The organism is Pseudoalteromonas sp. ECSMB14103 (genome assembly GCF_000813065.1).
Lineage (GTDB): Bacteria > Pseudomonadota > Gammaproteobacteria > Enterobacterales > Alteromonadaceae > Pseudoalteromonas > Pseudoalteromonas marina.
Window position 1 is genome coordinate 135661 of the sequence record NZ_JWGY01000001.1, and the last position, 22312, is coordinate 157972.

Annotated in this window: 19 protein-coding genes and 1 tRNA gene; 17 read left to right on the forward strand and 3 right to left on the reverse strand. The window is 35.8% G+C overall.

All coding sequences use genetic code 11. The features are described 5' to 3' along the window. Positions 1 to 5 precede the first annotated feature (5 nt). From RF53_RS00530 to RF53_RS00540, 3 genes are all read right to left on the reverse strand, one after another. Entirely contained in the window at positions 6 to 1118 is a 1113-nt protein-coding gene (locus tag RF53_RS00530; protein ID WP_039036288.1) for a FecR family protein, read from the reverse strand. A gap of 12 nt (positions 1119 to 1130) precedes the next feature. Further along, the gene (locus RF53_RS00535) at positions 1131 to 2456 is read right to left on the reverse strand and encodes a surface lipoprotein assembly modifier (RefSeq protein WP_039036289.1); all 1326 of its coding nucleotides are present in this window, start codon (positions 2454 to 2456) and stop codon (positions 1131 to 1133) included. Positions 2457 to 2701: 245 nt separating this feature from the next. Next, positions 2702 to 2777: transfer RNA gene (locus tag RF53_RS00540), tRNA-His, on the reverse strand. Positions 2778 to 3051: 274 nt separating this feature from the next. Between RF53_RS00540 and RF53_RS00545 the strand changes: the two genes are divergently transcribed. The 17 genes from RF53_RS00545 (at position 3052) to RF53_RS00625 (ending at position 22305) form a co-directional block, all read left to right on the forward strand. After that, on the forward strand, positions 3052 to 3870 hold the full coding sequence (locus RF53_RS00545; protein WP_039036290.1) for a mechanosensitive ion channel family protein: 819 nt from the start codon (positions 3052 to 3054) through the stop codon (positions 3868 to 3870). Between the two features lie 27 nt (positions 3871 to 3897). Further along, positions 3898 to 4680 carry a DUF481 domain-containing protein gene (locus RF53_RS00550; protein ID WP_039036291.1) on the forward strand — a complete coding sequence of 261 codons (783 nt, stop codon included), beginning with the start codon at positions 3898 to 3900 and terminating at the stop codon, positions 4678 to 4680. A 122-nt stretch (positions 4681 to 4802) separates the two neighbouring features. Continuing rightward, on the forward strand, positions 4803 to 7472 hold the full coding sequence (locus tag RF53_RS00555) for an SLBB domain-containing protein (protein WP_039036292.1): 2670 nt from the start codon (positions 4803 to 4805) through the stop codon (positions 7470 to 7472). Positions 7473 to 7725: 253 nt separating this feature from the next. Beyond that, positions 7726 to 8694: a Wzz/FepE/Etk N-terminal domain-containing protein gene (locus RF53_RS00560; RefSeq protein WP_039036293.1), complete on the forward strand. Its 969-nt coding sequence runs from the start codon at positions 7726 to 7728 to the stop codon at positions 8692 to 8694. A 214-nt stretch (positions 8695 to 8908) separates the two neighbouring features. Then, positions 8909 to 9985 carry a dTDP-glucose 4,6-dehydratase gene (rfbB, locus tag RF53_RS00565; protein WP_039036294.1) on the forward strand — a complete coding sequence of 359 codons (1077 nt, stop codon included), beginning with the start codon at positions 8909 to 8911 and terminating at the stop codon, positions 9983 to 9985. Positions 9986 to 9996: 11 nt separating this feature from the next. Continuing rightward, positions 9997 to 10869 carry a glucose-1-phosphate thymidylyltransferase RfbA gene (gene rfbA / locus RF53_RS00570; RefSeq protein ID WP_039036295.1) on the forward strand — a complete coding sequence of 291 codons (873 nt, stop codon included), beginning with the start codon at positions 9997 to 9999 and terminating at the stop codon, positions 10867 to 10869. After that, positions 10869 to 11744, forward strand: coding sequence for a dTDP-4-dehydrorhamnose reductase (rfbD, locus tag RF53_RS00575; RefSeq protein WP_039036296.1), 876 nt, complete (start codon positions 10869 to 10871; stop codon positions 11742 to 11744). Before rfbA ends, rfbD begins: the two co-directional genes overlap by 1 nt. 13 nt (positions 11745 to 11757) lie before the next feature. After that, positions 11758 to 12324 carry a dTDP-4-dehydrorhamnose 3,5-epimerase gene (rfbC, locus tag RF53_RS00580; RefSeq protein WP_039036297.1) on the forward strand — a complete coding sequence of 189 codons (567 nt, stop codon included), beginning with the start codon at positions 11758 to 11760 and terminating at the stop codon, positions 12322 to 12324. 148 nt (positions 12325 to 12472) lie between these two features. After that, complete coding sequence (locus tag RF53_RS00585) at positions 12473 to 13735, forward strand: hypothetical protein (RefSeq protein ID WP_039036298.1); 1263 nt, start codon at positions 12473 to 12475, stop codon at positions 13733 to 13735. Between the two features lie 2 nt (positions 13736 to 13737). After that, entirely contained in the window at positions 13738 to 14982 is a 1245-nt protein-coding gene (locus RF53_RS00590) for an O-antigen ligase family protein (RefSeq protein WP_039036299.1), read from the forward strand. Next, on the forward strand, positions 14945 to 16108 hold the full coding sequence (locus tag RF53_RS00595; protein WP_039036300.1) for a hypothetical protein: 1164 nt from the start codon (positions 14945 to 14947) through the stop codon (positions 16106 to 16108). The genes RF53_RS00590 and RF53_RS00595 overlap by 38 nt, the downstream gene beginning before the upstream one ends. Then, positions 16101 to 17036 carry a hypothetical protein gene (locus RF53_RS00600; protein WP_039036301.1) on the forward strand — a complete coding sequence of 312 codons (936 nt, stop codon included), beginning with the start codon at positions 16101 to 16103 and terminating at the stop codon, positions 17034 to 17036. Before RF53_RS00595 ends, RF53_RS00600 begins: the two co-directional genes overlap by 8 nt. Before the next feature lie 19 nt (positions 17037 to 17055). Next, positions 17056 to 17781, forward strand: a complete 726-nt coding sequence (locus RF53_RS00605) for a glycosyltransferase (protein ID WP_052242849.1) — start codon at positions 17056 to 17058, stop codon at positions 17779 to 17781. 1 nt (position 17782) lies between these two features. Then, on the forward strand, positions 17783 to 18820 hold the full coding sequence (locus RF53_RS00610) for a polysaccharide biosynthesis protein (RefSeq protein ID WP_039036302.1): 1038 nt from the start codon (positions 17783 to 17785) through the stop codon (positions 18818 to 18820). Beyond that, positions 18820 to 19929, forward strand: coding sequence for a UDP-2-acetamido-2,6-beta-L-arabino-hexul-4-ose reductase (gene wbjC, locus RF53_RS00615; protein WP_039036303.1), 1110 nt, complete (start codon positions 18820 to 18822; stop codon positions 19927 to 19929). The genes RF53_RS00610 and wbjC overlap by 1 nt, the downstream gene beginning before the upstream one ends. Positions 19930 to 19967: 38 nt before the next feature. Next, a complete protein-coding gene (gene wecB / locus RF53_RS00620; RefSeq protein ID WP_039036304.1) occupies positions 19968 to 21098 on the forward strand; it encodes a non-hydrolyzing UDP-N-acetylglucosamine 2-epimerase in 1131 nt (376 codons plus the stop codon). 1 nt (position 21099) lies between these two features. Next, positions 21100 to 22305, forward strand: a complete 1206-nt coding sequence (locus RF53_RS00625; RefSeq protein WP_039036305.1) for a glycosyltransferase family 4 protein — start codon at positions 21100 to 21102, stop codon at positions 22303 to 22305. Positions 22306 to 22312 lie beyond the last annotated feature (7 nt).

A 22312-nucleotide genomic window follows, 5' to 3' on the forward strand; every position in this document is an offset into this window, starting at 1 on the left:
TGTGTTTACGGTTCTAATATAAAAGAACCGCTCGCGTTTACATCTGGATTATTAATTTCACTCAACTGAAAGTTACCTATAATGGTGTCTAGGTCATTTAAAAACACCGCGTCTATATCACCTTCTGCTTTATTGTTTCCGTATGAGGCAAACGTAATAGCTAAATCTAGTTCACTTATATTTATTAAACCACTGTACGCGGCATACCATGTACCATCTGCATCTTTAAAGCTAATTTCGCCATCAGGCACTGTTCCATTGTCAAAATCAACGGCCATAGTCATAGAAAAGTCGGTAACGCCTCCTGCACTTGAAGCCACACTAAAATCAGAAGCGTTGTAGTTAAAAATACCTTGGCGCTGAGCTATTTGGTCAACTAAAAAGGCGTTATCTACAGCCTGAAATTGCTGCTCTGAGTATGCATCTGCTGTGCTATCATCTTCTATAATTGTGTTGTTTGTTGAGGCTGTTTGAGTTTGCTCTGTTTCTTCACTTTCGCTATTAGGCTCAATAGTTGCAACGGTTTGATCAAATACAGCTGCGGCACGCGTTGTTGTAAAAACATCACCAGTACTTGTAATTTGTGCAAACGAAAACGCTTCATTATCACCAAGCGACAGCACGTTATTATTTGTAAGTGTTAGGTCGATTGCACCATCCCATACAGCTATAAATACATCACTACCTACTAGCTGCACTTCAAAGTGCGTGCCACGAATACCAATTGACCCCACAGGGGTTTTGACGTCATAAGCACCGCCATTTTTTTTGATAACGCCAGATATAGAACGCAGGCCGCCTTTGAGTAACTCAATAGATGCAGACCCTTGTTGTGTATTTTTATCAAACTGGTAATTGGCTATATTAAGTTCTGAATTTTCTTTTAAAGAAATTAAACCGCCATCTAACATTGAAAACTGCGCTTTACTTTGGTTGCCAGTCGTTATTCGGTCTATACCAAAAACAGTATCACGACGCTGCAATTGACGTTGTTGGGCTGCCTCATTTGTTGCTAATACAGAACCACGGGCCAAAATTGTTTTACCCGCTGGCTCACTTGCTTGCGCATAAAAATTTACACACAGTAAGGCGGTAATGACAGGAAGTATGTGTTTCATAAATACCTTAAATTAAAATGAGTAAGAGGCGCTTAAATTAATGTCTAAACGGTCGTATTCGAACAAAGCAATATTGCTGCTTTTATCCTGGTAGTTAGTGGTTAGTTGCAACGCAAAATCACGACTAACTAAGTAGCGAACAGTAGCCGAGAGCATAAGTAGATTATCGGCACGTTCTTGCAAAAATAAAGGATGATCTTCTTTGTAATTAATCCATTGGTAACCAGCAAGTGAAAGTAATTGCCAATTTTTGGCTAATTGAGTGTTGGCTTGGTAGTACACACTGGTGCTTTGGCGACTATTAAACTCTCCCTGAGTTAAGTCTGCGTCCTCATTTTTAACATTGACACTAAAGCGGTTAAACCAATATTGTGTTGAATAACTTACTCCAGTATTAATCGTATAAAATGTATTATCGAGCTTGTCGTCAAACCGGTTGTTTAATTCCCCCCCACTGAGCGCTGCAAAAAGGGTAATACCGTCTGATAACGCAAAATCAGCCCCCAAGGTAATAGCCGACTCAGCTCTATAAAGTTCTGAATCAAGCATTAAAGGCGTTGTTGAAGCTTGGACGTGCCAATTAATACTTCCAATATCATAATTGTATGCAGCACTAAAATGGGCATTAACTCTGTCATACTGACTAAGTTCGGCGAATTTATACCACCCAGCGTTAGCGTTTATTACTACAGTGCTTTGTTGGTTAATAGGGTAAGAGTATTTACCTGAGTAATTAAGCTTAGCGTAACTATCATCTGTGCTTTTACTTTCAGGAGATAATAAAAATTCCCCAATTTCAGGAATAATAATTGTATCTTCTGTAGTGCCTGCATTTACGTTGCCATCAACACCTAACGCAAACTCAATATTTTGAGAATAAAAATCACCTGCTCGTTTACTTTGTAAAGCGACCTTATCTAGCAATGCCCTTGCAGAGGTTTTTATAGTGTTTGGCGCCATAGATGAGTTAACAAGTATTAAGGCTTGATTTTGTGCAGCAGGAAAGTTTTTTACCAACATATAAGCGCGAGCTAAAAATAAACGCGCTTCATACCACTTTGGGTTGCTTTCAATGGTGCGCTCAAAAGCAAAAATAGCCTCAGCAGTATGATTTAACTTTAAAGCAGAAACGCCTAACAAAAAATCATAAGTGGGCTCGCCTAAATACTGGTTTTGTTCGTGGCTTAGCTGGTAGGCTTGGTGATATTTTTTTTCAGAGACTAACTTTTGTACATCGATTAAAAACTGACTGTAGCTGTTAATATTTTGTGCAATAGAACTAAAACTGAGGGCGGTTAAATAACTACATAGGAAAAGCTTTAGAATCGGTTTAATCATACTTAGTTATATATCTTGAAAAGTGTAGATATATTTTACAGTAAAAATAGGTTTTGAACAGAAAATAAGCGGTTTTTAATGAAAATACATAATAAATTCAATGATATTTAATTTTAATCATCAATATTAACTTATCGAGAACAGTACAGAGCTAACAAATGGAAGATATAATTGGATTAAAAAAGCTTATTTATGGTGATTAACGTGTAGTTTTTATTCACAGGGGAAGGTTGTGGAGAAAAAAATGGGGCGATTGACGGGGCTTGAACCCGCGACAACCGGAATCACAATCCGGGGCTCTACCAACTGAGCTACAACCGCCACTACACACCTTGTTTGGTGTGGCGCGCATAATACATAAAATAATAAACCTTGTGAAGCCTTAAATTAAAAAAAATTAAATTTAAAAATAAAATCTAAAAATTCACTATCGTACAGCGAAAGTTCAGTAAAGCTTGTTCAAGCTATGCGCGATTAAAAACTATAAACAATTCGCCATATATATAGTATGAATTCATTAATAAATGAGAATAAATTGTAAATTAATGTATAATGCTATCCGGAAAAACACTAATCAAAAACATTTGGAGTAAACATGGATTCAGTACTTAATTGGCTTAATGATAACTCAGGCTTAATTTTACACTATAGTATTCAAGCAGTTGTTGCGCTTATTATCTTTTTAATAGGTAGTAGGGTTTCTAAGTTTTGTTCTAACTTGACAGAAAAAGGGTTTGCAAAAAAACAGGTAGACAAAGCGGTTGGCTCTTTTGTAGCAAGCATTGTGTATACCCTTGTATTTGCATTAACAGTACTAATGGCGCTTTCGCAAATTGGTATTGAAACAACGTCATTCATTGCTATTTTAGGTGCAGCCGGCTTAGCGGTAGGTTTGGCTCTGCAAGGTTCACTGTCTAATTTTGCGTCGGGTGTACTAATCATTTTACTTCGTCCGTTTAAATCGGGTGATTTTGTAGAAGCCGGTGGCAAATCTGGTACGGTTAAAAAAATCGAAATATTCTCTACAGAACTTCGCACACCAGATAATAAAGTAATTATTGTGCCAAACTCTCAAATTATGTCAGGTGCGATTACAAACGTATCGCGCGAATCAACTCGTCGTATCGATTTAGTAATTGGTGTTGGTTACGATGCTGATTTACGTCAGGCAAAAGAAGTATTAAAATCAGTACTTGATGCAGAAACACGCTTACTTACAGACCCTGCTTATACCGTAGCTGTTTCTGAACTAGGTGATTCAAGCGTTAACTTTGTTGTGCGTCCTTGGGTTAATGCTGCTGACTACTGGCCTACATATTTTTCACTAATGGAAAATATTAAAATTGCATTAGATGACGCAAATATTTCAATTCCATTTCCGCAAATGGATGTTCATTTACACAAGCAAGACTAATTTTTAGTATTAAATAGGTTATTTTTAATGAAATTAAAGCTTTTATCAGTGTTAGTTGCAGCTTCTGCTGTGACTAACGCTTTCGCTGAAGATGCAGAGCAAAAAACGTGGGAAGTTACCAGTGAGCTTGGTGCTATTGTTACTAGTGGTAACACTGAAACAACAACGCTTAAAGGTGGTATTAAAGTACAACACAACCTAGAAAGCTGGAACAACGAGTACAAGCTTGACGGAATCTACAAAGAAGATGAAGTTGATGATGCTAACGGTAACAAAGTTACTCAACGTACAAACGAAAAGTACTCAATTTCGGCCCAAGGTAACTACAAATTAAATGAAGAGCATTCTCACTTATTCATTTATGGTTCACACGTTTCAGACTACTTTGGCGCATACCGCAGTGAGTCTGTAATTTCAGCGGGTTATGGCTTACGTTTGTTAAATGAAAAAACAATGTGGTTAAGCGCAGAGATTGGTCCGGGTTACAAATACTTTGAGTACCCAGATGACAGCACTGAAGTAGACGAAAATGGCAATCCACTTGCCGGTGAGTTTGAAGGTGAAGTGATTGCCCTTGGTAAATTAGACTACAATTGGCAAATTTCTGATAATGCACGTTTTACGCAGTTAGTGGCGGTTGAATACGGTGACACGAACACTAAAACACGTTCAGAAACGGCATTGCTTGCTAAAATTAATGGCTCTCTACAAATGAAAGTGGCTTTTAATGTTACCAACAACTCAGACGTTGCTGATGACAAAGAAAGCACAGACACAGAGACGTCATTCACACTAGTTTACAGTTTTTAACCAAAACCATTAAATTAGTGACACTAAAATGACAAAAGGGGCGAAAGTCCCTTTTTTATTTGCCTCAGATTAATGTATTATAGCCACCAATTTTGGTTGTAGACCTAGGGATATACCTACTCGTGAAAGTTTTTACACAATTATTAAGTGCTTTTGTTCTTTTATTTAGCATTAACGCTATGGCTTTTACGCCAACTGCTTCGCAGCTAGAGCAATTTAAAAAACTACCTAAATCACAACAAGAAGCCTTAGCTAGGCAGTATGGTGTTGACCTTTCTTCAATCACAGGATCAAATCAACCAAGCAATCAAACACAAACCGATCAGCCAACGATTGGCGAACGCGAAGAACCACAGCAAGCAGAACTCACCGATGACGAGCGCTTTAATCCAAAAAAAGATGAATTAAAACCATTTGGTTATTCACTGTTTGCCGGTGAGCCAACCACTTTTATGCCAAATGAAGGCGCAGCAGTTCCTGACACTTATTTAGTAGGCCCTGGTGATCAGTTAAACATTAACTTTTATGGTAAAGAAAGTGAAAGTTTTGATGTTACAGTCGATCGTGAAGGCAGAATTAGCATTCCTGATTTAACACCAGTCCAAGTAGCGGGCTTAACGTTTGCAGAAGTAAAAGCGCTTATTAATGCTAAGGTAGAGCAAGAAGTTATTGGCGTAAAAGCGTTTGTATCGCTTGGGCAGTTACGCAGTATGCGTATTTTAGTATTAGGTGAGGCTTACAAACCGGGTAGCTATAGTGTTTCGTCTTTAACCACCGTATCGCATGCATTATTTGTCAGTGGTGGTGTATCTGACATTGCTTCTCTTCGTAATATTCAAGTTAAACGCGCTGGTAAAGTGGTTAGTAACTTCGATTTATACGATTTACTGATCAAAGGTGATAGCAGTAAAGATATAGTATTAAAACCTGGGGACGTTGTATTTGTACCTTCTGTTGGTTCACAAGTAACGGTTGAAGGCCTTGTAAAACGCCCGGCTATTTTTGAACTTAAACAAGGTGAAACGGCTAAACAACTTTTAAACATGGCCGGCGGATTAAAACCAGAGGCTTATGCTAAAAACGTGGTTGTTGAGCGTTTTAATAATCAGCGTAAAGAAATACTCTCTGTTGATTTTAGCAAAAGTAACATTAACTATATTCCACAAGATGGCGACCGAGTTCGTTTTAATTCGGTAAGTTCACAATACGAAAACTCAATCAGCCTAATTGGTGCAGTTGCTCGCCCAGGTAACTATCAGTGGTATCAAGGTAAACGCATTTCAGATGTGCTTAAGTCCGTGCGCGGCGATTTACTCCCTCAGGCAGATTTAAGCTACGGTTTATTAATTCGTGAAACAAACATTAATGGTGACATAGAAGCGCACCAATTTGATGTAGCGCAAGCGATTATTAAAAACGCTGACAATAACCTAGCGCTAAAAGCTAATGATAAAATCATTGTATTTAGCCGCTTTGAAGAAAAAGAAATAGAAAAAACAGCGCTTGAAAACATGGCGCTAAGCCAAAAGCAACAAGAGCAACAACTTAAAGCCAAGCAATGGCATAAGTTTAAACAAAAAGAGTTTGAAAAATACATCGGTATAAGTCAAAAAGATGAAACTATTAAAAAAAATCAGCAAGGGCTTACAATTGCTGATTTCTCAAAACGTAAAGCGAATCAACAATCGCAAGAATTAAAAGCAGAAGACTATGCTTTTTTTAGTCGCCATAACTTACTTCTTCCTATTATCGAAAAGTTAAAACAGCAAGCATCAATATCGCAAGCTATGCAACTAGTTGAAATTAACGGTAACGTCACTTACCCGGGTATTTACCCTCTTACAGTGAGTGGCGAAGTAGCCGACTTAGTAACCGCAGCCGGTGGCTTATTAGAATCCGCTTATACTAAACAAGCTGAAATAACGCGCATTGTTTTAGGTGATGCCTCTCAGGTAGAACATGTACGATTTGATCTTGAAAGTGCACTAAAAGGTGAATCACAAAACAATATTACCCTTCGTAGCAAAGACAGCATTAACATTTTCTCGATTCCTAACTGGCAAGAAAATGTAAAGGTAGAGCTAAAAGGCGAACTGAAATTCCCGGGTACCTACACTATTCGCCGGGGCGAAACGCTCACTGATTTACTTAAACGTGCAGGTGGATTTTCTGATTTTGCAGAACAAAACGCAGCAATATTTACCCGTGTTTCTATAAAAGAGCAAGAGCAACAACAGCTTGCTCGTTTATCAACCGAGCTTCGCCGCGATATTGCTTCTAAAAGCTTCCAAAACTCAGTTAGCGGTAACTCTCTTTCATACGATGAGATGGATAAACTACTAAACGATTTAGCTAGTGTTGAAGCGGTAGGACGTTTAGTTATTGATTTACCATTAATAGTAAATAACCAACAAAACTTAGTACTACAAAATGGCGATACGCTTTACGTACCAAGTAAGCGTGATTCTATAAGCATTATTGGTGAAGTTAACTATTCTACATCGCATCTTTATAAAGCTGGTGTAAGTGTTGATGATTACATTGACCTAAGCGGCGGCCTTAAAGAGCGAGCTGCAGAAGACCGCATTTACATTATTAAAGCCAATGGCTCTGTTGAAATTCCAAATACAGGAGGCTGGTTCGCGGCTAATAATGCAAACCAGTTAGAGCCAGGCGATACAATAGTGGTCCCTATGGATGCTGGGCACATGGATAAGCTAACACTGTGGAGCACTGCGACGCAGATCCTTTATCAACTAGGTGTAGCAGTAGCCGCAATTGGTAGCCTTTAATTAAAGCAATAAACTAGCAACTAAAGCCAAAGAAAACCTTTGGCTTTAGTTGGCATGTACAAGATAGTAAAAACAAAATTTATATTTTTATCAGGCCTTAGGAACTGCAACCTAGGGGCGGAAGCGTGCTCTAGGGGCTATGCAAGCAAATAATTCTGCCTTCAGTTTAGAACGAGAGAAACTCTGCGACGAATTGGATCGCAATCCTGGCTGCCAGACTAATAAATAGCTTTAGCTATCAACCGAGATTTATATGAACAATAACAAAGCAAGTATAAAAGAAAATAACGATTACGTACAAAGCCATGACATCGCCGACGACGAAATAAACTTGCGTGAACTCTTTGCCGTAATTTGGAAGGGTAAATGGATAATTATAGCTGTAACTGCCTTGTTTGCTCTGGCATCCGTTTTTTATGCAATCCACTTACCTAATATTTATAAGTCAGAGGCGTTGTTAGCTCCTGCAGAGCAAGAAAATTCAGGTGGTTTAGCTGGCTTAGCAGGCCAGTTCGGTGGTTTAGCGAGTTTGGCTGGCGTTAATTTAGGTGGCGGTTCAAGCAATAAAGCACAATTAGCAATTGAGGTGTTAAAATCACGCCAATTCACCAGCGATTTTATTAAAAAGCACAACATTCTCCCTGATTTAATGTCCGCTAAAACATGGAATATGCAAACAGATGCCATTATCCATGACAGCGAAATATACAATGCTCAAAATAATAAATGGGTGCGAGAAGTTTCTGCACCTTTTAAACCAAAGCCTTCAATGCAAGAGGCATATAAAGAGTTTAGTAAAATTCTTAGTGCCAGCACAGATAAAGAAACAGGCATGGTTAAAATATCGATTGAGCATGTTTCTCCAACTATTGCTCAACAATGGGTGAGCTGGTTAATACAAGATATTAACCAAACCATGAAGCAGCGTGATGTGTTAGAGGCAATAAAAAGTACCGACTTTTTAACTCAACAACTAGAACAAACTAAAATTGCTGATATACGTGCTGTTCTCTATAAACTTGTTGAAGAGCAAACTAAAACAATTATGTTTGCAAAAGTGCGCGACGAATATGTATTTAAAACTATAGACGCAGCACTCGTGCCAGAAGAAAAGTTTAAACCTAAGCGTGCTTTAATCTGTGTGCTGGGTTTACTTTTAGGTGGGATGTTAAGTGTAATGATAGTATTGATCAGACATTTTGTTGGTAATTCCAAATCCTGATTTGGAACCTGCTTTCGGGGCTGTTGGACACGTTTAAATAAAAGTATAAAAACAAGTAATTATAATGGGGTAGTTAAATTGACTGTCTCAATTTAGAAAAAGTGTCTCAGTCCTTAATTAAATGACTGAGACACTTTGTAGAAATAAAACATAATTAGGACTGCGCAAAGCGTCTTTGCACGAATAATCCCCAAAAAATATAAAGGTATTTATTGTGAAAATATTAATAACTGGTGGTGCAGGCTTTATTGGTAGCGCCGTTATTCGTCACATACTTTCTAACACTCAAGATAGTGTAACTAACGTTGATGCGTTAACGTATGCAGGGAACCTAGAGTCTCTTTCAAATGCAGATGAGTCTGAGCGTTACTATTTCGAACACGTTGATATTTGTAATCGAACGGAATTAGATCGAGTTTTTAATACACATAAGCCTGACGCTGTGATGCACCTAGCGGCTGAAAGCCACGTTGATCGTTCAATCACTGGTCCTGCCGAATTTATACAAACTAATATTGTAGGAACTTATACCTTATTAGAAGCGGCTCGTGAATACTGGAATACATTAAGTAATGATGCCAAAAAATCGTTTAGGTTTCATCATATCTCAACTGATGAAGTATATGGTGATTTACCTCACCCTGATGAACAAGAAGGTGAACTTCCGTTATTTACAGAAGAAACATCTTACGCGCCTAGTAGTCCCTATTCTGCAAGCAAAGCATCGAGCGATCATTTAGTAAGGGCATGGCTGCGCACGTATGGGTTTCCTACAATTGTCACTAACTGTTCAAATAATTATGGGCCTTACCACTTTCCTGAGAAGTTAATTCCTTTAGTGATACTCAATGCCCTTGAAGGAAAAGACTTGCCTATTTATGGTAAAGGCGACCAAATACGTGACTGGCTATACGTAGAAGACCATGCGCGCGCTTTGTATAAAGTAGTGACCGAAGGTATTGTTGGAGAAACCTATAACATAGGCGGTCACAATGAAAAGCAAAATATTGAAGTGGTGAAAAGTATTTGCAGTATTTTAGATACTTTAGTGCCTAAAGATTCCCTATATTCAGAACAAATAACGTTCGTGGCAGACCGCCCGGGCCACGACAGACGTTATGCTATTGATTCATCAAAAATGCAAAATGAGCTAGGCTGGACACCAGAGGAAACATTCGAGAGCGGTCTACGCAAAACAATTGAGTGGTACTTAGTAAATCAATTGTGGTGTGAAAATGTACAAAATGGTTCATATCAACGCGAACGCCTAGGCGAAATTAAACATAAATAAAGGAGCATTTTGTGAAAGGAATTATTTTAGCTGGGGGATCAGGCTCTCGACTTTATCCACTAACACGCGGTGTATCAAAGCAATTACTCCCAGTTTATGACAAGCCAATGGTATATTACCCAATATCAACGTTAATGTTAGCGGGAATACGCGATATATTAATAATCACTACACCAGAAGATAGTGACAGCTTCAAACGTTTATTAGGTGATGGTAGCGATTACGGCATTAACTTGAGTTACGCGATTCAACCCTCTCCTGATGGACTTGCACAAGCCTTTATTATTGGTAAAGACTTTATTGGTGATGATAGCGTGTGCTTAGTACTTGGCGATAATATCTATTACGGTCAATCGTTTAGTAAAACGCTTAAAAACGCGGCAGGTAGAGCATCAGGTGCTACGGTATTTGGCTATCAAGTTAAAGACCCAGAACGATTTGGCGTAGTCGAATTTGACAAAAACATGAAAGCTATCTCTATAGAAGAAAAGCCTGAAAAGCCAAAGTCAAACTATGCTGTTACAGGTTTATACTTCTATGACAATCGTGTAGTTGATCTCGCTAAACAGGTAAAGCCCTCTCACCGTGGTGAGCTTGAAATAACCACCTTAAACGAAATGTATTTAAACGATGGAAGTTTAAATGTTGAGCTGTTAGGGCGTGGTTTTGCTTGGCTTGATACTGGGACGCATGAAAGTCTTCATGAAGCATCATCGTTTGTACAAACTATTGAAAACGTACAAGGTTTGAAGGTGGCATGTTTAGAAGAAATAGCATGGCGCAACGGTTGGTTAAGCACAGATGAATTACTTACAATAGCTAAACCAATGATGAAGAATGAATATGGTCAATATTTAACTCGTTTGGCGTCTGAGGCAAAGTAATGAAAGTACTTATTACTGGTAAAAATGGTCAAGTTGGAAGCTGCTTGGTATCGCAATTAATTGATATCCCTTCCATTGACTTTTTGGCGTTAGGACGAGAAGAGCTTGATATAACGAATGCTGAACAAGTTAATGAAGTAGTAAACAAGTATCAGCCGACTATTATAATTAATGCGGCGGCATATACTACAGTTGACAAAGCAGAGTCTGAATTTGGGCTGGCAAATGCTATAAATAATGTTGGTCCAAAAAACTTAGCGAAAGCAGCATCGAATGTGAATGCGGTCATTCTTCATATATCAACTGACTATGTTTTTGCTGGTGATAAAGGCGGCTTATACACAGAGGGTGATGAAGTAAACCCACAGGGCGTTTACGGTAAAACTAAGCTTGCTGGTGAGCAAAGTGTTGCACAAGAGTGCGATGCTCATATTATTTTTCGTACAGCTTGGGTGTTTAGCGAATATGGGAATAACTTTGTAAAAACGATGCTGCGTTTAGCACAAACACGCGATACTCTAGGTGTTGTTGGGGACCAATTTGGCGGCCCAACATATGCAGGTGATATAGCGAAAGCGTTAATTAACATAGCGCAACAGCTTCAGAAAGGTATTACTAAGTTCGGTGTATATAACTACTCAGGCTACCCACACGTTAGCTGGCAAGAGTTTGCAACAGAAATATTTTCTCAAGCGTTATCGCAACAAGTGATTGAATCGCCCGTAACAGTTAGTGCAATTTCAACCTCAGAGTATCCGACTCCTGCTAAACGTCCAGCTAATTCAAAATTGGATTGCAGTAAAATTTTAACAAATTTTTCTGTAGAGCCAAGTGACTGGAAAGCCGCATTAAACACTATTCAAAAATATAAATAAGTAGGCTGAAAAAATGAAAGTAATCGATACAAGCATCCCAGATGTGAAAATTATAGAGCCTACAGTATTTGGTGATGAACGCGGGTTTTTTATGGAAACCTGGAGCCAAAAAAAATTTGAAGAGCTAGTTACAGGTAAACCAACTCAATTTGTTCAAGATAATCATTCTAAGTCAAATAAAGGGATTTTACGTGGTTTACATTATCAAACTGAAAATACTCAAGGGAAACTTGTTCGAGTTATTTCAGGGGAGGTTTTTGATGTGGCTGTTGATATTCGAAAAGGCTCACCGACTTTTGGAAAGTGGGTTGGTGCATATCTATCAGCTGAAAATAAGCATCAATTATGGATACCTAAAGGTTTTGCTCATGGTTTCTATGTGACGAGCGATAAAGCTGAATTTGTTTATAAATGTACGGATTATTATAACCCGAAAGCTGAAGTATCTATTGCATGGAATGATAATATCTTGAGTATTCAGTGGCCTATTGAAAATAAGCCTGTGTTATCCAGTAAGGATACTAATTCATTATCAATTGATGAAGTAAGTTCACGTGGTCTCTTGACCCCTTATTGTTAAGAGTGAATGTTATTACACTCATTTAATTGCAGTTAAAATTTACTTCTAAATTTATACGATTCAGTGATGAGTTATTCTTAGAGTTAGCTAGCCATGAATATAAGCTATATTAGCGTAACCAAGTAATTTACATTAAAAAATTGGTAATATGAACAGAAGTAACAAATTAAAAGCTTCAATATCAACATCGCTTATCGCAAAAGTAACTACTTTATTACTGCAGTTAACGTCACTACCTATGGTTGCAGAAAAGTTTGGAGCAGAGGGGCTAGTTTTTTACTCAGTTTTATTAAGTATAAACTCTTGGTTGATGCTTTCTACAGCAGGAATATCACCTGCAATGATTACAAAAATATCGGGTTCGAGTAGCAGTGATACTGCTAGGGTGTGGATTACCAATGGTATGGCATTATTTTTGGTAATTGGTTTGTTTGTTTCTTCTATTATGATTATTTTCATCAATATAATAGATGTTAAAAATCTGCTTTTATTGGGTTTGAGAAGTGAAAATTTATTCGCGGGGATATTTATAGTATTTATTTTATTCATGAGCCAATGTATCTGTCTTCCAGTTGATGCAATCGTTTTATCCTTTCAAAAGCAATATTTGTCGAGTTTAGCTATTTGCATCGGAAGTATGGTCTCTATTATTACCTTAATTTTCTTTCGTGATTATATTGATTCAGTCCCTATTTTTCTTTTAGTTGTAATTCTTCCAGCACTAATTATGAAATATATTACAGGCCTTTTATTTACTATCAAAGAAAACTTGTTTTTGGTGGGGTTAATTGATGCCAGGATTATAAAAGAACTTTTTTTATCAGCATTAGAGTACACAAAAGCTTCGACTTTAGTTAATTTTATATTGAATGTATTACCTGTAATTATCTTAGCTAAGTTTAGTAGTATTGAGTGGTCGTCACAATATAGTAGTTTAAATTCTCTTATACTACTTTGTAGTGGTTTGTTTTCTATTATTTCTCTTCCATTGATACCAGCTCTTAGGGAATCACTTATTAAAGGTGAAAAAACCTGGTTCGAATCTAGTGTGAAAAGACTGAAATCTTATGGGTTTTTATTAATCACAGCCAGTTTAATAGTTGGAAGCACTATTGCAGAGTATTTGGTTACTTGGTATTTTTCTTATAAAATTGACTTTTCATATTTTTATGTGTTTTCTGCATCATTATATTTCTCATCGTTAATTTGGAGTAATATGTTTTTTTGCATACTTACAGCTAAAGATGAAATAAATAAAATTTCCAATATATTTTTAATCAAAGCAATTACCTCTATTTTAGTGCTTATTTTAGTTTTGTATTTCCAGCTCGAAATAAATCCATTTATAGTGTTTTTTATGTGCTTTTTAATTGTGGAATTACCTTCTTCATTAAAGTTGGAGAAGGTTTAAAAATGCTATTTAAATATAATGATTTAGAAAAAAGACTTATATACATAACCATTATTTTATTATTATATGGTTTTTATATATTATCTCCTGTCAGTAAGTTTTTAGGTTATACAGAAGATATATCACCAATAACGATAGTGTTAAGAATATGTCAGGTAGTATTTTTATTTTTTCTTTTTTTTATATCAGTAAAGACTGATAATAGAAGAATAAAGTTTACACATCTTATTGCTATAATGTCAGTTGTATGCATTTATATAATGTTTACTTATAGGGTTTTTATTGACTCGATATACTCAGAAAAATTCATTGATGACTCTTATCTTCTTGAGTATTTTGTCTTTGGGTTACTTTTTAGTTTGCTTGCCTCTATCCTAATTTCTATTAATTCAACGAGAGAATTACTACTCGAAGTAATGGTAAGTTTAAAAGTGCTATTATTGATTTCAACGGTATTAATAATCTCGCTTTTTTTATTGGATTTTAGCAGTGGTGGTCTAACTAATATTAGGGCTGGATTTGAAAGACTAAACCCGATTTCAATTGGAAGAGCAAGTGCAGTATTAATAATTATCGAGATGTTTATTCCAAGTAAGCATAAGCTATTATCACTTTTAATCTTTATCGTAGGTTCAACAGGGTTGTTGTTATCTTTAGCAAGGGGGCCAATGTTAGGATTAGCTGTTGTATTATTTATTTTCGTTTTAGGTAATTTTAGCTTGAAGAAAATAACTTACTTGGTCATTTCTTTATTTGCGATAATAATTATTTACACTTCAGTATCTCAGTTCGTTGGTTACAATGTTGATTTAATAGAGATGTTTAGTAAAGTAGGTGGCAGCGAAGATCAGAGTGCAAACCAACGATTTTCATTATACATTTCAGCCTTTGAACAATTCTCTAATTCTCCTTTTATAGGGGATAGAGCGGTGGAAATTAATACAAATTATTATCCACATAATTTTTTAATTGAAGTTATGATGTCTATAGGGGCGGTAGGTCTAGTCGTTTTTATTTTTATTAACATTATAACAATTGCTGTATATTTTAGTTCTAATATAATATTAGATAAAATACTTAAGTTAGTATTTTATCTCTACATATTCTATTTTGTTAATGGAATGTTTTCTGGTAGTTTGTTTCAATCAAAGGAATATTGGATTTTACTTCTACTAATTTTCCCCTTGGCTTCTAAGGTTAACTCTATAAATGACAGTTTTAGTTGTATCAGGAACCCGTCCAGATAAAATTGGCGTGGGCGAGATTTTTTTATCGAATATGTGTAGTGGGATTGATGTAAAAAGAATTTTTGTTTCAGATGTAGATAAAAATATAGCCATTAGCGATGCGAATTGTGTAGATAGCTTTTTTTACAAAAATATCTCATGGCCAATACTTTCTGATATAAATATATACTTTTTCTATAAAACTAAAGCAGCGGAGTATGCTCGTGAAATTCTGACTGAAATAAGAAAAGATAAGTATAAAGAGGTAGTATTCGTATTATCTAGTCCAGCTATAATTTTAATATTGTCAGAAATAATAAAAATTAATGGGCGATTCAAATTTAGAGTATTAGTGTGGGATGTATTAGAGTATATCTGTAGTAACCTCAAAGTTTCAAGGTTTACCTCAAATATGCTAGGCAAAGCATATAAAAAAATTATAAATTCATCTTTGTCATTGGGCGTTGTATCTGAAGGCATGTATAGAAACTATTTTGCTTTGAATAAATTTGATATTGAACCTAATAAAGTATTTATACTTAGAAATGCTATTGATAATCAGGAAAAATATAGTAAGAACTTACCTATGTTGACTGATAGTAAAGCCAAGAAGTTTAGGATTGTTTTTGCGGGTTCCTTATATTGCAGAGCAGAGTGGGATGCATTAGTGACAGCGCTTCAAACCGTTGATTTTATAGTATCAAACAAGAAGGTTGAGTTGGTTTTTATCGGAACGCCAGGTAGACTTACTAAATTCCCCGAATTTGGTGTTATTAATTTAGGTTATTTGACTCAGAGTCAAACTCTTAATGTAATAAAAGATTGTGATGCTGGTTACATGCCTTATTGGTTTAGTTTAAAAAAAGAGTTAGTTGTTAAAACTTCATTCCCAGGAAAAGTAACTTCATATCTATCAATGAATTTGCCAATTTTTTACCATGGACCAGAAAGTGCCGATGTATGTGGTTTTGTTTTGAAATATAACTGCGGAGTTACTTGTACGTCACTAGAGCAAAATAGAATCTTACATTGTATTGAAAGACTTATGAAAGACGCGAAAAATATTGATTTAGAAGAAGCGTCTAGTTTATTCAAACAAGAAACGGTTTCTACCCAATTTAAAAAATTTGTTAATTTAGATGATTAAATTTAAAAATGAAAACGAAGTACCTGTTTTAATTCTTTCCTTCAATCGATTAGGAGGGATGCAAGATACTTTCAATATACTCCGAGAAATTAAAGTTAAATATATCTATTTAGCCTCAGACGGTGCACGTAGTGAATCTGAATCTTTCGATGTCGATGCAATAAGAAGTAAAGTTGAATCTTTTATTGACTGGCCATGTGAAGTTAAGACCTTGTACCAAAAAGAGAATCTTGGCTGTAAAAGAGCAGTTCATACTGCAGTACAATGGTTTTTTTCTGAGGTAGACGCAGGTATTGTACTAGAAGACGATTGTGTACCAAATAAGCGCTTTTTTAGTTATTGTCGCAATATGCTAAATAACTATAGAAGTGATTTGAGAGTTGCCACTATATCTGGTAGAAAACACTTCGATTTAGATATGCATCAAGATTATTCGTTTTGTTCTCGCTTTTTTTGTTGGGGCTGGGCATCTTGGTCTGATCGAATATTAGGGTTAGATGTAGAACTTCCTTATAAATCCAATTTTAAGTTATTAAACACGCCGAGTAGTATTGTGGAGCGTTTATATGTTCAAGGCGTCCTAGGTTTGCTTTCATCACGACAGGTTAATTCATGGGCATATTCATATGAAATGCTTTTTAGGAATAAACATCAATATTGTATTATACCAAATGGAAACCTTATAAGAAATGTAGGTTTCGGAACTGATGGGACACATTCAAATACATGGACACATGATCCGATGGTTTATGAGGAAGCTATTAGTATTGCTTTTAATCCAGCTTATGACCCAGTGGAGTATGACAAATATTTGCATACTGGATTGCTTAGTGAGTATAGAGGTAGAGTTGGTTTATTAGTTTTTTCGCAGATTAAGTATCTCAAGACTATAAGGTTATTAGTGAAGAGGTTAATTAGAAGAGGATAGTTTTGTGATATCAGTTTGTATGACCACATATAATGGTATAGCTTACATAGAGCAACAATTAAACAGTATATTGAATCAGTTGTCTTCTACAGATGAAGTTTTAATTTTTGATGACAAATCTACTGATGGCACGTATGAGTTTCTAGTTAATTTCTCTAAAGTAAACTCTATTGTCAAAGTCAAAAAGAACCCAGTAAATCTTGGCTATGTAAAAAATTTTGAACAAGCAATCTATGAAGCACGAGGTGATATCATTTATTTGAGTGATCAAGATGATATTTGGAATGAAGATAAAGTTAAATATATATCCGATTTTTTTAATGATGAAATGAATTCTAACGTAGATATTTTACATCATGGCATGGAGACTATTAGTAGTGATGGAAATTTATTAGATAAAACCTTCAATTATGTACCTCCCTCCTTTAATCAGAAAAATTACTATAGTAAGGTTTTATTAACAATTCTTAAGCCGAAGTGTTATGGATGCGCTATGGCTTTTAGAAAAAAAATAGTACCTCTTATTGTGCCTTTTCCAAAACAAGTATACTCACATGATCATTGGTTAAATGCCTTTGGTGTAGTTTCTTCTAATTTATATTTCGATGACAAAGTATTGATAAGTTATCGACAGCATAACAATAATTTAAGCCCTAAAAAGGGCCTTACGTTTTTACAAAAAATTAAAATTAGAACCAAGTTTATAAAATTATTATATTTATCTTATTTGAGGTTAAAAGTTTAGAATGTTCAAAAATAAAACACTACTCATAACAGGTGGTACAGGCTCATTTGGTAACGCTGTACTCAGCCGATTTTTAAATACAGACATCAAAGAAATTCGTATTTTCTCTCGTGATGAAAAAAAACAAGATGATATGCGTAAGGCTTTTAATAATGAAAAACTAAAGTTTTACATTGGCGATGTTCGTGATCCTCAAAGTATTTCAATGGCTATGCGCGGTGTTGATTATGTTTATCATGCGGCAGCATTAAAACAAGTTCCATCATGTGAGTTTTACCCACTAGAAGCCGTAAAAACAAATGTATTAGGTACAGAGAATGTGCTAGAAGCTGCTATAGCGAATAATGTTGAGCGTATAGTGTGTTTAAGTACTGATAAAGCGGTGTACCCAATCAATGCTATGGGTATTTCAAAAGCGATGATGGAAAAAGTGATCGTTGCAAAAAGCCGAAATTTAGAGCACACGAACACTACAATCTGTTGTACTCGCTACGGTAATGTTATGGCATCACGAGGCTCGGTTATTCCATTGTTCATTCGCCAGGTAGTTAATAATGAGCCAATTACGATTACCGACCCTACCATGACTCGTTTTATGATGACTTTAGACGATGCGGTTGATTTAGTATTACATGCTTTCGAAAATGGCCAAAATGGTGATGTTTTTGTACAAAAAGCGCCTGCTGCAACCATTGACGTGTTAGTTAAAGCATTGCTTGAAATGTTAAAAACACCGGAGCATTTAGTAAATGTAATCGGTACTCGCCACGGCGAAAAGCTGTTTGAAGCATTATGTAGCCGTGAAGAAATGTTCATAGCACAAGATCAGGGTGAATATTACCGTATACCTGCTGATAATCGTGATTTGAACTATGCGCAATATACTGAACAAGGTGAAAAAGACTTATCTAATGTCGAAGATTACAATTCGCATAATACAGCTCGCTTAGATGTTGAAGGGATGAAGCAGTTATTACGTAAACTTGACTTTATGCGTGATATTGAAGCTGGTAAATTAATAGTACCAGAAGGTGTGTAATGAATATTTTAGTAACAGGTGCTAACGGCTTTATTGGTAAAAATTTATGCATTCATTTGAAAGAGGCTGGTTTTGAAAGTATAGAAACAATTACCCGCGATGACACTGATGAAAGTATTGATAAAAAGGTAAACAGTGCTGACTTTATATACCATTTAGCAGGTGTAAATAGACCTGAAAATGACGCTGAGTTTCAAGCGGGTAATACTGACTTAACAAAAAAAATAGTTGATATACTAGTCAATAATAAACGAAGTACTCCAATTTTACTTACATCATCAATTCAGGCTGAATTAAATAATCCATATGGAAAAAGTAAAGCCGGTGCAGAGTCCGCTATTTTTTCTTACAGGGAAAAAACTGGAAGCACGGCATATATCTATAGACTACCGAATGTTTTTGGTAAGTGGTGTAAACCTAATTATAATTCTGCAGTGGCTACCTTTTGCTATAACGTAATAAACGATTTACCAATTACTGTACACAAAGCTGATGCACCCATTAATCTTGTTTACATAGATGATGTTTGTCATGCATTTGTTAACTTACTAATCAATACACCTTCAAAGTCTGAAGAGTATAATTATGTAGAGCCTGTTTACAAAACTACAGTAGGTAAGGTTGTTAGCTTATTGAATGATTATAAACAAAGTCGCACCTCTCTAATAACGAGTAAGGTAGGTGTTGGGTTTGAACGAGCGCTCTATTCTACTTACCTGAGTTATTTTAAACCTGAGCAGTTTAATTATGACGTGCCAAGTTATACTGATGAGCGAGGCTCATTCAGCGAAATGCTTAAAACAAATGATTCAGGTCAGTTTTCATTTTTCACTGCGCACCCAGGTATCACTCGCGGTGGGCACTATCACCATACTAAAAATGAAAAGTTTTTAGTATTAAAGGGTGATGCTCGATTTAAGTTTAAGCACATTGTCACAGGCGAAGAGTATGAACTTACAACATCGGAACAAGTCCGCACTATAGTAGAAACTATACCAGGTTGGACTCACGACATAACTAATATTGGTACAGAAGACCTAATCGTTATGCTGTGGGCAAATGAAATATTCGATAGAAAGAAACCAGATACTGTCGCTATGCCTTTATAAAGTGCGTTATTTAATTTAATAAGTTTAAAGTGAAAAAAATGAAAAAGTTAAAAGTAATGTCTGTTGTAGGAACAAGACCAGAAATAATCCGTTTATCTCGAGTACTTGCTAAGCTTGATGAGCATTGCGAACATATTTTGGTACATACTGGTCAAAACTATGATTTTGAACTTAATGAAGTTTTTTTTAACGATTTAGGTGTAAGAAAGCCTGATTATTTTTTAAATGCTGCAGGTAAAAATGCTGCAGAAACAATTGGTCAAGTAATTATTAAAGTTGACCAAGTACTTGAAGAAGTTAATCCAGAAGCGATGCTTGTGTTAGGTGACACAAATTCATGTATTTCAGCAATTCCTGCAAAGCGTCGAAAAGTCCCAATATTTCATATGGAAGCAGGTAATCGTTGTTTTGATCAGCGAGTACCTGAAGAAACTAACCGCAAAATAGTTGATCATACTGCTGATATAAACCTGACTTATAGCACTATTGCACGAGATTACCTGTTAGCAGAGGGGGTACCGGCAGACCGCGTGATAAAAACAGGTAGCCCGATGTTTGAAGTATTAAACCACTATATGCCTCAAATTGATGATTCAAGTGTACTAAATGAACTGGAACTGCAAAAGGGTCAGTTTTTTGTAGTCAGTGCTCACAGAGAAGAAAACGTTGACTCCCCAAAACAACTAGCATACTTAGCTGAAACGCTTAACACGCTTGCTGAACATTATGACATGCCTGTAATTATTTCTACTCACCCACGTACAAGAAATAGAATAGAAGCACAGGGCATTGAGTTTCATCAAAATATTAGATTATTAAAACCTTTAGGTTTTCATGATTATAATAACTTACAAAAAAATGCAAAAGCTGTACTTTCTGATAGTGGAACAATCAATGAAGAATCTTCTATTATGAACTTTCCTGCATTGAACTTACGAGAAGCTCATGAGCGCCCTGAAGGAATGGAAGAGGCATCAGTAATGATGGTCGGTTTAGGGGTTGAGCGAGTTATGCAGGGGTTACGTATATTGGAATCTCAACCTGCAGGGGAACAACGCTTACTTCGCCAGGTTTATGATTACAGCATGCCAAATGTTGCAGATAAAGTGGTGAGAATAATCCATTCTTACACTGACTATGTAAATAGAGTTGTATGGAAAAAATATTAAATTGAGTAAAAATAATAAAATATTTATAGTTACTGAATATATTGGTCTCAATCATAATTCTACAGCTTTTTATTGGGCGAAAATTGCATTATTTTTTAATAAACATTATGAATTAATTGTTATATGTCCTAAAAACTCGCATACAGAAAGCTTTTTGCGCGAGCATAAGCTTAACGTTTACTATGTTAAAGATATTGCTTTTGATAAAAATAAATTAGTATCAAGAGTTTTTGGACAATTGAAATATGCATGGTCTTTTAACAGGCATATTCTTAAATATATTAGTAAAGAAGATATAGTTTTTACTGGAACTAACCCAATAATTAGCATGTTTTTTACCGGGTTAATTAAGAAGCTTAAAGCCTTCAAGTGGATAATGCTATGCCACGATATATTTCCTGACAATTTAATTCCATCAGGTGTAATGCAGTTAGGATTGAAGTACAAATTGGTGAATAAAGTATTCTCACTTTTGTATCGAACCCCAGATATAATTACACCTATTGGTAGAGATATGGCGGTTAAGCTTCAGCAAAAAGGCGTAATTCAAGAAAGAATTGTAGTAGTACCAAATTGGGCTGATCATAATAAAATAAAGATGATGGCTAAAAACGAAAACCAAATAATTAAAAAGCTTAATTGGCAAAACAATTTGGTTTTTTGTTTTTTTGGAAATATCGGTCGTTTGCAGGGTATCGATAATTTATTATCTGCTATCGCGCTAGTGAAATCGGAGTCTAGCAAGTTTTTATTCATTGGTGGTGGTTCAGAAGACCATTTGGTGAAGAAGTTTGTTTCATCAGTTGGTAAAAGGAATAGTTACTATTACGGTGAACTACAGCTAAAAGATAATAATATAGGCTTAAATTGTGGCGATATAGCCTTAGTTACTCTTGGGCAGGGAATGTATGGTTTAGGTGTACCTAGCAAGGCATATTTTTCTATGGCTGCAGACAAACCTATTTTATTAGTGGCTGATAAGGAGTCTGAGTTGGATCTATTAATAAATGAGCACAATGTAGGCTGGTTTTGTGAAAGTGGTAACCCAGTAACTTTAGCCGAGAGTATTGATACAATATCCGAAAACTGGTTAACAGTTAATAATCGCATTTACCCTCGGAAGTGTATGATTGACCACTTTTCTGAAGAACAATCACTTGAAAAGTATAAATCCCTGGTAGATGAACTGTTTGAAAAACAAAATTGAGATAAAA

Bases quoted from the DNA above. Each gene is read 5' to 3' on its own strand.
- rfbD (WP_039036296.1), top strand. From the start codon at position 10,869: ATGAAAGTACTTATTACTGGTAAAAATGGTCAAGTTGGAAGCTGCTTG.
- wbjC (WP_039036303.1), top strand. From the start codon at position 18,820: ATGAATATTTTAGTAACAGGTGCTAACGGCTTTATTGGTAAAAATTTA.
- RF53_RS00545 (WP_039036290.1), top strand. From the start codon at position 3,052: ATGGATTCAGTACTTAATTGGCTTAATGATAACTCAGGCTTAATTTTA.
- rfbC (WP_039036297.1), top strand. From the start codon at position 11,758: ATGAAAGTAATCGATACAAGCATCCCAGATGTGAAAATTATAGAGCCT.
- RF53_RS00600 (WP_039036301.1), top strand. From the start codon at position 16,101: ATGATTAAATTTAAAAATGAAAACGAAGTACCTGTTTTAATTCTTTCC.
- RF53_RS00590 (WP_039036299.1), top strand. From the start codon at position 13,738: ATGCTATTTAAATATAATGATTTAGAAAAAAGACTTATATACATAACC.
- RF53_RS00550 (WP_039036291.1), top strand. From the start codon at position 3,898: ATGAAATTAAAGCTTTTATCAGTGTTAGTTGCAGCTTCTGCTGTGACT.
- wecB (WP_039036304.1), top strand. From the start codon at position 19,968: ATGAAAAAGTTAAAAGTAATGTCTGTTGTAGGAACAAGACCAGAAATA.
- RF53_RS00530 (WP_039036288.1), bottom strand. From the start codon at position 1,118: ATGAAACACATACTTCCTGTCATTACCGCCTTACTGTGTGTAAATTTT.
- RF53_RS00595 (WP_039036300.1), top strand. From the start codon at position 14,945: ATGACAGTTTTAGTTGTATCAGGAACCCGTCCAGATAAAATTGGCGTG.
- RF53_RS00610 (WP_039036302.1), top strand. From the start codon at position 17,783: ATGTTCAAAAATAAAACACTACTCATAACAGGTGGTACAGGCTCATTT.
- RF53_RS00535 (WP_039036289.1), bottom strand. From the start codon at position 2,456: ATGATTAAACCGATTCTAAAGCTTTTCCTATGTAGTTATTTAACCGCC.
- RF53_RS00585 (WP_039036298.1), top strand. From the start codon at position 12,473: ATGAACAGAAGTAACAAATTAAAAGCTTCAATATCAACATCGCTTATC.
- RF53_RS00605 (WP_052242849.1), top strand. From the start codon at position 17,056: ATGACCACATATAATGGTATAGCTTACATAGAGCAACAATTAAACAGT.
- RF53_RS00560 (WP_039036293.1), top strand. From the start codon at position 7,726: ATGAACAATAACAAAGCAAGTATAAAAGAAAATAACGATTACGTACAA.